Genomic DNA, 12,926 nt, shown 5'->3' with positions numbered 1-12,926 from the left:
GCCTTTTTTCGGATCATCGGACAAGGAAATTTCCAATTTCTATGATTTTTCACCTTGACATATTACCGCAGGACTTTATGAAATCCATCTTAAAAAGTTGACCAGCCAAATTCCAGACACAGATTTTTCTTTTTGCTGATATAATCTGTCTTTTCTGCCCGATATAACGGTTAATGATTTTAACATGACCCTTATCTTTCCAACTTATTTTAAGATCAAAAGATATCAATGAAATTAAATAATGAATTGGCCTTAACCTTTTCCTAACATAACACCTTTATCTCCATATTAAAAGAGGAAACGCAGAAAGCCTTTTCCCTTTAAACATAATAATAAAAGAGATGAAGTAAGGGGTGTAAATGAACCATATTCTTTTTTCAACATTTGGAATTCATAAATAAAGTGAGTCGAAAGAGTACCTAGGAACGGAATGGACAACTACTTATTGTCAACTTACAATAGGACAAATCCTCCGACATTCCACTATATTTTCACAAATAATTCCATTAGTTGTGTCAAACGATCAAGGAGATTTAAAAGAATGAGGGACCATCGATTGTTCTTAGAATGCGATTTAACGAAAAAACTCCAACTTTCTCAACCGTTGGCAAAAATAATGTTCGTCGTTCTCAAGACACTGAAATCCAAAGTTTTGCAAAAATTGCCCAATGCTCTCGCAATGCACCAATTCTTCAGCATACTTGGTAGAATATCTGGACGAGGCAGAGCATTTGAATCATTCACACCATGCGCTAAGAAACAACACTTTGCATATAGATTCCTGCTCCACTTTTTGTAGAAGTTTTCACATAACCTTATCGATTGGCTTTTCTTGTAAACGATCTCAAGGTGGAGCCAACATGCTGAAACTGATTCTGGGGCTATCACGACATTTTCCGCATTTCTACTAAAAAAGTAGCACAGACCTTGGCTATAGTCTGTGCTGCTAATCTTAATATGATTATTTAAAACGGATTTGGGATGTGCTTAAAGTACATTACCTTTTAAGTAGTAAGTGTTGATTATTGAAATGCTACTAGCAGACGGCGTACCGGATTATTTCAAACTGCGGTTCAAGAAGGCTTTCGTTCGTTCAAACTTCGGGTTTGTAAAAATCTCAGTCGGATGGCCTGATTCGATGATTTCCCCGTTGTCCATGAAAATGACCCGGTTTGCAACCTCCTTGGCGAACCCCATCTCATGTGTCACCACAATCATCGTCATGTGCTCTTCAGCCAGCTGCTTCATTACTTGGAGTACTTCGCCGGTTAACTCCGGGTCCAAGGCGGAAGTAGGCTCATCAAACAGCAGGATTTCAGGATTCATCATAAGCGCCCGAGCAATGGCGACTCTTTGTTTTTGACCGCCCGAAAGTTTTGCAGGATAAGCTGAAGCCCGATCGGAGAGCCCGATTTTCTTCAGAAGTTCTGTGCTGCGTAGTTCAATTTCCGCATTTAACTCCTTCTTTACTAGCCTAGGAGCAAGTTCCAAATTTTCTTTAACCGTGAGATGAGGGAAAAGATTAAAATGCTGGAAAACCATTCCCATCTTAGAGGTAATCCGTTTAATCTCCTGCGGTTTTGAGTAAATCCCGTCCTTCACCAAATAATCCCCTGATATACAGATGCTTCCTCTGTCTATTTTTTCAAGATGGACTAGGCTGCGGAGCATTGTACTTTTGCCAGAACCAGAGGGTCCGATCACAGCAATGACATCGTTCTTGTTAACATCAAATGTAATCTGTTTTAAAACATCCAATTCGCCATATGATTTTTTGAGGTTGGATACTTCAATGAGAACCACACTCACTACTCCTTTTTAGTCAAATTTGAACCGTCGTTCTAGCCACTTAAAGAGAACAGTTAATAAGAGCGTCATGATCAAATAAATAATGCCTGCGATGAAGAAAGGCACGATTGTAAAATCACGGTTCACAGCAGTCTGTGCATAGTGTAGTAATTCCGGTACGGCAACAGCATAGAGCAGTGCGGTATCCTTAACCAGTGTAACAGACTCGTTAGCAACGGCAGGAAGTGCGATGCGGAACATTTGTGGGAGTATGATTCGCGTCATTGTCTGCCATTTATTCAAACCGAGAACTTGTGCGGCCTCATACTGACCTTTATCAATAGCCAGCAAACCGCCGCGGAAGATTTCAGCAAAATATGCAGCATAGTTCAATATAAAGCCCAAACAAGCTGCGACAAAGCGGTCTAGCACCAAATAATCCCCGATCACAGGGAGCATTGGCAACCCAAAACAGATAAAAAGCAGCTGAAGCAGCAATGGGGTGCCCCGCATCACATATATATACATCTGTGTAAGCCAGGATATGGGCTTGAACCTGCTTCTTACAGCAAGTGTTAGTACAAAGCCGAGCGGAATGGACAGCACAATGGCGATCAAAAACAAGAGAACCGTCATTTGTGCCCCTTCCAGCATCGGCTTAATGATTGAATTGAAATAATCTACGGACATGAAAGAATTCCTCCAAAAACAAAACAGGGTTTCTCAAGGAAATCCAAATTCGGTTTATTTTACTTTAAAACCTTATTTTCGCCAAACCACTTTTGCGAGATTTCGGCTGCAGTGCCGTCCTCATTCAGTTCATCGAGAGCTTTTTGCAGTTTGTTCAGAAGTTCCTCATTACCCTTTTTAACGCCTATTCCATATTCTTCTTGCGCAAGGGATTGATCGAGCAATTTATAAGTATCTTTTTCTTTCGACATGTAATATTTAATGACAACTTCATCAATCACTACCGCATCAACACGTTTTAACTTTAGATCCTTCAATGCCAGAACATTGTCGGCATACTCCGTAACCGTTTTGATTTTCGATTTAATCGGATTTTTATTCAACGCATCGGCTGCAGAAGACAGAGTTTGAAGGCCAACCACTTTGCCTTCTAGATCATCAAGTTTAGAAATGTTGGAATCAGCAAGGGTGACCACAACCTGTGCATTTTTCATATAAGGCTTTGTGAAAAGAACTTTCTTTTTGCGCTCCTCCGTAATGGTGTACCCGTTCCAAATGAGATCGATCCGTCCGCTGCTTAATTCAGATTCTTTTGTTTTCCAGTCGATCGGCTGAAATTTCACCTTTGTTCCCATTTTTTCGGCAGCTGCCTTAGCGTAATCAATGTCAAACCCTACAATTTCATTATTCTCATCCCGGAACCCCATAGGTGCAAATTTATCATCTATGCCAATTACTAGCGTTTTGTCTTTTTCCTCCGATTTGGAGCATCCTATCAGGAGCGAGAATACCGCTGCCATGGTTAGAATAATCGCTGCTAAACGTTTCATACTGTAGATAACCACCTTTAACTAATTATCATTTTTCTTCAATATCTTTTGCTTAGCCTATTGCATGTGCAATAAGTTTGGACGCCCTCGCAACCAGTCATTATCCATAAATGCTTATGCAATGGTTTGAACAACATTTGCCTTAAATAAGCTCAGAGAAGCATAACGGTAATTGCCTCTATGAAGATATGCGCGAGTGCACTTTAATTCGATAATATATTAGAGTGATAAATTAACATAAAATAAAAATAACACAACTTAAAAATGAATGTCAATTAGTTTATTAGCATACTAAAGTATTTAACTAAGAAAATAGAGTTTTGCAAAATGATCGAAACTTTGATTGAGAACATACGAGGCAACAAGCGAAGATTAAACAGATTTAAAAAGCAAAACCTTCTTAAAATTTTTCCATTTTGTAAAGTTAGAGAAAACATGGATATCTATGAGATGTTTTATATTCTCTTCTCAGCGGTAAGAAGCGCCAATAGAGGGAATGCTCTCTAATATCAAGTAAGCAAAAATGATATTCCATTAGGAGAGACATGTTTGAATAATAGTTCAACCTTTTACACGATGTTCTTCTTCCAGTTGCCGTAATCTATTAATCCGCAAAGTTCTTCAGGAACTCTTCTGTTTAACCTCTAAATTTGCGAATTCATTAACGATATAGTCTAATTCAATAACATTGTAAAATCTTTTTTTTCAAATAGTTTTTAGTCTAGCTTTGTTTCCAAAGGGAGTAAGGAATATAAACAGCGTCAATCGATTAGTCATGAAATTCCTGTATAATCCCACTTTGGCTCCTTTTGTACCAACTTTTTCCTAAATCAGCCGTTATAGTAAATGGCAATTTCAATCTTCAAATATTGAAAGAACTTATTGCTTTATTTTTCTAGATATAATCACCACATTCAGACTTATGAATCGAGTTACCTGTCCTGCTTCTTTCGTGTTCCTTTGTATAAATAAATTCATTTTGCCTGTTAAATGAATGTTTGAAGCAACATTCAGGCCTGCTTTTTACACTTTTGAGACTTTTTCTACTGAGCCTTTCAACCTATTTGTAAGCGTCACAAAATTGATTATAAAGAGATCCATGGGGAATAATAAATAAAATTTTTTTATAGTGAAATCTGACATATGATGACCTGCGCAACAGGCCATTGAAGATGATTTCATGTTTAAATTTAAGGAGGAATGATCATGGGAAATTCTTCAAACCAGCTGCAAAGAGGTTTAAAAGAAAGACATATTGCACTCATTGCGTTAGGTTCTGCAATCGGCGTCGGGCTGTTTTTAGGGTCTTCAAGCTCGATCAAGCTGGCAGGCCCCGGTATACTGTTATCCTACCTTTTCTGCGGAATTATTTTATTTTTCATTTTAAGAGCGTTAGGGGAAATGGCTGTCCATCATCCCGTTGCCGGTTCATTCAGCCAATACGCCCATGATTATCTTGGTAATCTAGCAGGATATATTACAGGATGGAATTATTGGTTTGTATGGGTCATTACTTGTATGACAGAACTGACAGCCGTTGGGATTTATATGGAATTTTGGTTTTCGGATGTTCCGCGGTGGATTTGGATTCTTGCAGCATTAATTATCATGATGGGCTTTAACTTTCTTCAAGTCAGCGTTTACGGTGAGCTGGAATTCTGGTTTGCCCTAATCAAAATTGTTGCGATTATCTTTATGATCATTATTGGCCTTGGCATGATTTTTTTCGGATTCGGCAATAACGGAGTCCCTACAGGAATCACCAATTTGTGGGAGCACGGCGGCTTTTTTCCAAATGGTTTGGAAGGCGTTTTAATGTCATTTCAAATGGTTATGTTTGCCTTTCTGGGAATCGAAATGATCGGCGTAACAGCCGGTGAAGCAAAGGATCCTGAAAAAACGCTGCCGAAAGCTATTAATTCTACTTTACTTCGCATTTTAATTTTTTACGTGGGTGCGCTGTTTGTTATTTTGTCCATCTATCCGTGGAATGAAATCGGGACAAGCGGAAGCCCCTTCGTCTTAACCTTCGACAAAATTGGCATCCCGGCTGCAGCAGGCATTATAAACTTTGTCGTTTTAACCGCAGCCCTTTCCTCCTGTAATACAGGAATATTCAGTTCGGGACGCATGTTGTACAATCTTGCCCAAAATGGACAAGCTCCCAAAGCATTTGGCAAATTAAACAAAAAAGGCGTTCCCTTTAGAGGAGTGATGGTTACTTCAGCCGTATTATTAATCGGGGTTCTGCTCAACTATTTGGTACCGGCTCATGTATTTACTTGGATTGCATCTATTTCAACATTTGGCGCTTTATTGACTTGGTTTATTATTTTATTAGCACAATGGCGATTCCGAAAAACGATTACAGCAAAACAACAAAAAAATCTAAAATTTAAAATCCCGCTATACCCAATATCTACTTACTTTGCAGGAGCATTTCTGATATTTGTTGCAATTCTGCTGGGCTACTATCCTGACACGAGAATCGCCTTAATAGTCGGCCCGATTTGGGTTGCCATTTTAGTCATCGCATACTACGCTGCCAACCTGAATCAAAAACAAGACGAGATAAAGAAAGTAAATTAATGGGAGAGAGACCTGTTTATTTTTTGGGCGGGACAGCAAGTTCGCTTTCGAGCATCTTATTTTCAAATGCTTATAAGTTGTGCAATATTGCCAGCCCCTTATCAATAGTTAAACATATGAAGATTAGTAGGGGCTGTCTAAAAGATCCATTTTAGTGTTTTATGTTCCTAAATGAAAAACCTGAGAATGTTCATATAAAAGCATTCTTGGGTTTTTTTTAAGGTTCAAGCTGAAAACCGCTTTTTGGACAACTCCTTTGATGTTCTATCAGAATTTTAATTACTCTCTGGCGTAAGTATAATTTTTTCTTCTTGCAGTTTTTTCTCATTTTGACCTTTCCATTGTACAATGACATAAACATCTGTTATATCATGAATTGTCACGGGCTCCCCATTTTTATTTGTGTAGGATTCTTTATCTGCCGGGAATTCTCCAGTTGATTGTTTCGATATTTCAAGATTTTCTTCTTGGACATTTGGATAGGAAACCGTTCTCCAATATCAATAACGAAATCGGAATATTCCGTTAAATAAAAGTAGTTTCATTCATATTCATTTCAGAGCTACCCACAAATGGAGCATTACACAAAATTCTTGATGTTACCCTGGGATATCAAGCAATGCTTAAATATTTCTGTGTGCAAAAGTTGAGTTAAGGATTAAAAAAGTTGTCTACAAACTATTATGAAAATGATTGACGGAATATAAAATTTATATTATCTTAGTTTAAGAGAGCGTTTTACATTTAATAAAGTTAATATTACAGGGTGTTACTGTATAAGGCATTACCTGAATTGATTTGCATATTGATGATGGGATTTCCCCTTCAGTATGCATGTCAAGTTCAGGTAATTTTTGTTTTTTCAGGATAATTAAAATCACATTTTTGTAGATTAAAAGGAAGTGCTGTCTCGACCATTTGGGAAAAGGGGTGATGGGATGAAATTAAAGAAAGCATTAAATAATAATGTCATTTTGGCGAAAAATGACAATCATCAGGAAATGGTTGTTTTCGGAAACGGGATTGGCTATAATCTAAAGCCTGGCGACCCGATTGATGAAAGTAAAATTAGTAAGGTGTTTACACTTCAAACCCAGGATTTAACACGCAAAATGGCAGCTCTCTTAAAAGAAGTTCCGCTCAAATATTTTGAAATAGCTGAAGAGATTATTGCTTATGCACGTGAAAAACTTAGCACTCCCTTAAGTGATTACATTCTCATGACCCTTACCGACCATATCTATTTTGCCGTCCAGCGCTATGAAAAGGGTCAAGAGATTCGTAATGTTTTGTTATGGGAGATCAAGAAACTCTATAAGGCCGAGTTTGATATTGGTCTAAAGGCAATCGAAATTATCGATAAGAAAACTGGAATATGTTTTAAAGAGGATGAAGCCGGATTTATTGCCATGCACATTGCAAACACGCAATTTGACGGGAATGAAATTGATAAAACGGTCAAAATTGCAAAATTCACCCAAGACATTTTAGGGATTATTAAATATCACTATGGAATCGTTTTCGATGAAGAATCATGGAATTACGGCAGGTTATTGACCCACTTGAAATTTTTTGCTCAAAGAATCCTGTCAAATGACCATATTGAAAACGACGATGATTACCTGTTTGAGCAAGTGCAGGATAAATATACAAAAGCATTCGAATGTGTAAAAAAGATTGAAAAATATGTGCTAAACGGGTATGGAACACAAATTACCAGGGCAGAAATGGTTTATCTTGTTCTGCATATTAACCGTGTCACCAACCGTAATGAAAACTAAATGAATGATAAACAGGGTGTTACTGTAAAGGCATTACCTGGAATGACTGAAGGAGATAGAACATGTTCTATTTTAAAATCTTTCGCTCATTTCAGGTTTTTTTATTAAGAAAAGCGGAAGCGCCCATTTAACGAAGTACACTAATCGATGGGCGAAACGCTGGGCAATTCTAAAAGTCAAAATTTATACTTTCTTATTTGTTAAAAAGGAGGAACGAAAATGGTTAATCGAACTGAATTAGCAAAATCCATAATCGAAAAAGTCGGCGGCGAAGAAAATGTAGTCAGCCTGTACCACTGTATGACCCGCCTTCGTTTTCAACTAAAGAATGGTCAAGAGTTTAATAAAAAAGAACTCGAAAAAGTAAAGGGGGTTGTCCAGGCAGTCGAAAGCAACGGACAGTACCAAGTCGTTATCGGAAATGCGGTTGGCGAAGTTTACGATGCGATTATGAAGCAATATTCCATTAAAAGTGCGTCCGATGAGGAGCAGAAGCAGAAAAAAGAGGGGAATGTGATTGCCAGAATGTTTAATGTGATGTCTGGAATCATTACTCCGATGGTGCCGTTGTTAGCCGGATCCGGAATGTTAAAAGCTCTGCTCGTTATTTGTACAACGTATTTTGGCATGTCCAACACGGGCAGTACGTATCTCATTTTGACAGCAGCGTCCAATGCCGTATTCTTCTTTTTCCCTGTGTTCCTGGCTTTTTCAGCCGCACGGATATTTGGAACCAACCTATTTGTGTCTGCTGCTATTATGGCCGCATTGCTGGAGCCGAATTTTACCGGCCTAATGAAAAATATTGGAGATGTTGTTGATTTCATCGGGATTCCGATCGTTATGTTTAAATACAGTGGTCAAATTATCCCTGCAATTTTAGCGATTTGGTTATTCTCTTATCTTGAAAAGTTCTTAAAACGTATTATTCCAAAAGTGATTGAATCCTTTGCAGTGCCTATGCTGTCACTTTTGATTATGGTGCCATTAACTGCAGGGATCATTGGACCAATTGGAGTGTATTTGGGGAATGGAATTGCCAATGGCATTGATTTCTTGAATAATCAGAGCGGAATGCTGGCGGGTGCGATTATTGGTGCCGGCTGGACCTTCCTCGTTATGTTCGGAATTCATTGGGGTGTCGTGCCGGCTATGCTGAATAACCTCAGCACGAAAGGTTTTGATACCATCCGACCTCCAGTTGCAAACGCTACGTTTGCTCAAGCAGGTGTTGCTTTCGGTGTATTCCTGAAAGCTAAGAATAAGCAGTTAAAATCAGATGCATTAGCCAGCATGATGCCAGCCATTTTAGCAGGTATTACGGAACCGATTGTTTATGGATTGTCTGTTAAATATAAACGCCCTATGATTGCTGCGGTTATTGGCGGATTAATCGGCGGGGGTTTTGCCGGAGCGATGAAAACGACTGTTATTGCTTATGTGTTCCCGGCTTTAACTACACTTCCTGCGTTTATGACCGATACATTTGTTTATTATATTATTAGTATTTCGATTGCGTTTGTTGTAACGGCAGCACTGACTTATATTCTTGGTTTTGAAGAAGAAACAGAAGAAACTCCTATTCAGGGTGAGAAGGCTCATACAAACGGTGATCTTAAACGGACAACTGTATTGTCTCCGATTACGGGTGAAGTTGTTCCATTACACGAAGTAGACGACCCCGCTTTTTCCACAGAAGCTATGGGTAAGGGTGTCGCAATTCTTCCTAAGGAAGGAAAAGTGTATGCCCCTGTGTCCGGTGTGGTTTCAACATTATTCCCAACGGGACATGCCATCGGATTAACCTCTGATGAGCAAATCGAAGTGTTGATTCACATTGGTTTGGATACGGTAAAATTGGAAGGCAAATATTTTAAAGCCCATGTCAAACAGGGCGAAAAAGTTAAGCAGGGGCAGCTGCTGGTGGAATTTGATTTGGAAGAAATTCAAGCCGCAGGATTCGATTTAACGACGCCAATTATCATTACCAATTCCAATCAATATACAGATGTTATTGAAACCAATAAAAAGTCAACGGTTAAACAAGATGTTTTGTTAACGGCTGTCGTTTTGTAACCATCTTTAGTGAGCTACTTTTACGACTTAAGGCTCCGAAAGCCTCGGAGCCGACTACTTTATATAGAAAGCAGGGTTTAAACTATGATAGATGAAAAAGTTTTTCCAAAAGGATTTCTTTGGGGAGGAGCCATTGCTGCCAATCAAGTAGAAGGTGCATGGGATGCGGACGGTAAGGGCATGTCTGTCGCAGATGTGGCAAAATTAAAACCTAATATCGCTGTTTCTGATTATAAAAATCAATGGCACGTGAGTTCAGAAGATATTAAGGAAGCAATGGCCGCAACGGATCCGTTATATTATCCAAAAAGAAGAGGAATTGATTTCTACCACCGCTATGAGGAAGATATTAAATTATTTGCAGAAATGGGGTTCAAAGTATTGCGGCTTTCCATTGCCTGGACCCGTATTTTCCCAACCGGGGTGGAAGAGAAATCGAATCGGGCTGGGTTAGATTATTACCGGCGTGTCTTTGAAACTCTAAAAAAATATGACATTGAACCCGTTGTTACCTTGTCCCATTATGAAATGCCTCTTTATTTAGTTAACCATTATGACGGCTGGGTTTCGCGCGATGTTATCGGTTTCTTTGTGAAGTTTTGTCAAGTTGTTTTTGATGAATACAAGGACTTAGTGAAATATTGGATTTCTTTTAATGAAATTGATAGTGTTTTTCGCCATCCGTTTACTACCATTGGGGTGGTCGAAGATAAATATGAGAATCAAGACCGGTTGGATGAAGCCATTTATCAGGCCGTCCATAATCAATTTGTGGCAAGTGCCTTAGCAACTAAGTATCTGAGGGAAGTAAGCCCCGATGCGAAAATGGGCGCCATGATTACCAAAACCCAAACCTATCCGGAAACGTGTAACCCGCAAGATGTCTTAATGGCTGCCCAATCCAACCGAAAAAATTATTTTTACTCCGATGTTCAGGTTCGAGGGGAATATCCGTCTTATATCTTGAAGGAATTTAAAGATCGCAGACTAAACATTGATTTCGGAGAAAATGATTTAGAAATTCTAAAAAAATATACCGTTGATTATCTATCTTTGAGTTACTATATGTCCCGTGTGGTTTCTGTTGATATGGACTCTAAAGAAATTACCGGCGGCAACTTAACCTCGGGCATTAAAAATCCATACCTAGAGACTTCGGATTGGGGCTGGCAGATTGACCCTATCGGCTTACGAATTGGGTTAATCGATCTGTACGACCGCTACCGGATCCCGTTGTTTGTTGTAGAAAACGGCTTAGGGGCAAAGGACCGAATCGAAGAAGATGGAACTATTCAGGATGACTACCGGATTGACTATCTCCGTTCTCATATAGAACAGATGTATGAGGCAATCCAGGAAGGTGTGGAATTAATGGGCTATACGCCATGGGGTTGTATCGATCTGATTAGTGCTTCGACCTCCCAAATGGAGAAAAGATACGGCTTCATTTATGTGGATGCAGATGATTATGGCAAGGGAAGTTATAGGCGCATCCCGAAAAAGTCCTTTTATTGGTATAAAAACGTGATTGAGTCGAATGGGTCTAGATTATAGGTAACTGAGTTTATTTGTGCCTTTGGGGATGTCCGGTAAGTTCCTAAAATGAAGCCAGTGGAGAAAAACAGCTCGTTTTTCTCCACTGGCTTTTGTAGAAGAGACATTTTTTTAAATTATTTAAAAACATGGTTTAAACTCATCCTTATATATAAAGCCCTAACTAACACAAAATATAGTTAGAGCTTCTGGATGGGTTATTTGATTTTTATTGACTACTTTAAGTTAGCAGTTTCTTTCCAATTTTTTCGAATCAACAATCCATGTTAAATTACAAAAAAGTTGGGTACTGTGAAACGATAAAACCGCATTCTTATGTTCGATTTTACATTTCGTAAAAAATAAAGTCGGGTACCGCGTTTTTTTGCATGACAAAAAAGGTGGGAACCGTAACTTAATATATCATTTATTTATAAAATCATGGATATGTATGGAAATTGGTTGATGAACCTCCCCCACTTATCAAAGTGGAGGTTTCTTGTCTTTTTCTTTCCGGGTGTTTCACGATACATCGTTTCGTGTATCTCGTGACGAAGCACGAAAACACCATAGAAAGAAACGGCAAGCAACATCATGCCAGATACAAATAGTTTCTTTTTTTTTTCTTTTCCAGAAAAAAAAAGAAGATACGTATCTCCCGCCTGTCAAGGCGGGAGTATGGTGTTTAATTGGAAGATAAAAAGGAATATCTTATTTTTAAAGAAAATAATTAAAGGATGAAAAAAAGGGCGATTGGATATAGCTCCTAGGGGGAGGCCCCCCTAGAGAGCAGTGTCGGTTATTAATCCTTTTTAATCTTTTTCTTCCACTGGACACCTAACAAAGAATACTCCTTGTAATGATGCGATGGTGTTAGCGAAAAATATTTTTTCATAATAAATCTGGCACTTTTTTCATTAAAGAAAGGTGACGAAAAGTCACCTTTTTTGTTTTCCCATAAGAAATTTTATCTCAAAAATTTTTTCTTTCGTAAGCCGGATTCACCAACAGGCTTTCAGTTCTCAACTTTTTTGTTCGGTTTCCGACTTTTTTATCATTCAACAAACACAAACATATGTTCGTGTTAAATTACAAAAAAGTTAGGTACTGTGAAACGATAAAACCCGCATTCTTACGTTTGATTTTTACATTTCGTGAAAAATAAAGTCCGGTACCGCGACTTTTTTTTGCGTGACAAAAAAGTCGGGTACTAAACTATGTCGATTTATTTTATAAATGCAAGTTTCGTTTTACCGATTCCCATTCATCTGTAACCGCTGAATTTATCCTGTGAAAAATTTTACTGGATAGATGAACCCCCATACTGGCGACAACTGTTTCATATCGAAAGACAAGACTTAGTATGGTAGCAACAATCTGATGATTAGTGTTTAAACCATTTATTAAAAAGATTTGTCTAAACTCATTGAATAATTGGGCACATGAGTTTCTTAAAATATCCAACTTTACGTAATTAACAATTAAGCCAGAAGTAAATAATGTTTGGGCTATTATTGCGATAAAGTTTAAATTTACCTCCCGAATGAGCATCACAAGCAACCTGTTTTTTGCAAGCAAAAAGTGCAGAGAATTGCAAGAAAAAATACATAGGCTTGCCGGCTCAATGAATTTACCTTTC

General features: G+C 38.4%; 8 protein-coding genes. 4 read left to right on the top strand and 4 right to left on the bottom strand.

Going from position 1 to position 12,926, the window contains the following annotated elements; genetic code table 11:
• Positions 1 to 1,056: 1,056 nt before the first annotated feature.
• Genes AC0KTX_RS15500 through AC0KTX_RS15490 form a run of 3 tightly spaced genes read right to left on the bottom strand, consistent with a single transcriptional unit; the run spans position 1,057 to position 3,308 of the window.
• On the bottom strand, positions 1,057 to 1,803 hold the full coding sequence (locus AC0KTX_RS15500) for an amino acid ABC transporter ATP-binding protein (RefSeq protein ID WP_474253010.1): 747 nt from the start codon (positions 1,801 to 1,803) through the stop codon (positions 1,057 to 1,059).
• A gap of 15 nt (positions 1,804 to 1,818) precedes the next feature.
• Positions 1,819 to 2,478 carry an amino acid ABC transporter permease gene (locus AC0KTX_RS15495; RefSeq protein ID WP_474253009.1) on the bottom strand — a complete coding sequence of 220 codons (660 nt, stop codon included), beginning with the start codon at positions 2,476 to 2,478 and terminating at the stop codon, positions 1,819 to 1,821.
• A 59-nt stretch (positions 2,479 to 2,537) separates the two neighbouring features.
• A complete protein-coding gene (locus tag AC0KTX_RS15490) occupies positions 2,538 to 3,308 on the bottom strand; it encodes an amino acid ABC transporter substrate-binding protein (RefSeq protein WP_474253008.1) in 771 nt (256 codons plus the stop codon).
• A 1,200-nt stretch (positions 3,309 to 4,508) separates the two neighbouring features.
• Here AC0KTX_RS15490 and AC0KTX_RS15485 point away from each other — a divergent pair.
• The 4 genes from AC0KTX_RS15485 (at position 4,509) to AC0KTX_RS15470 (ending at position 11,308) form a co-directional block, all read left to right on the top strand.
• A complete protein-coding gene (locus tag AC0KTX_RS15485; protein ID WP_474253007.1) occupies positions 4,509 to 5,897 on the top strand; it encodes an amino acid permease in 1,389 nt (462 codons plus the stop codon).
• 938 nt (positions 5,898 to 6,835) lie between these two features.
• Positions 6,836 to 7,678 (top strand): BglG family transcription antiterminator LicT, encoded by an 843-nt coding sequence (gene licT / locus AC0KTX_RS15480; protein ID WP_474253006.1) that lies wholly within the window; start codon positions 6,836 to 6,838, stop codon positions 7,676 to 7,678.
• Positions 7,679 to 7,897: 219 nt separating this feature from the next.
• Positions 7,898 to 9,754: a beta-glucoside-specific PTS transporter subunit IIABC gene (locus AC0KTX_RS15475; RefSeq protein ID WP_474253005.1), complete on the top strand. Its 1,857-nt coding sequence runs from the start codon at positions 7,898 to 7,900 to the stop codon at positions 9,752 to 9,754.
• An 84-nt stretch (positions 9,755 to 9,838) separates the two neighbouring features.
• On the top strand, positions 9,839 to 11,308 hold the full coding sequence (locus AC0KTX_RS15470) for a glycoside hydrolase family 1 protein (RefSeq protein ID WP_474253004.1): 1,470 nt from the start codon (positions 9,839 to 9,841) through the stop codon (positions 11,306 to 11,308).
• A gap of 1,209 nt (positions 11,309 to 12,517) precedes the next feature.
• Here the strand turns inward: AC0KTX_RS15470 and AC0KTX_RS15465 are convergent.
• Positions 12,518 to 12,926 (bottom strand): hypothetical protein (locus AC0KTX_RS15465; RefSeq protein WP_474253003.1); only part of this gene is annotated, 409 nt, incomplete at its 5' end.

This window comes from Aeribacillus sp. JST-2 (assembly GCF_056032925.1).
This window is presented reverse-complemented; position numbering and strand designations above follow the sequence as displayed.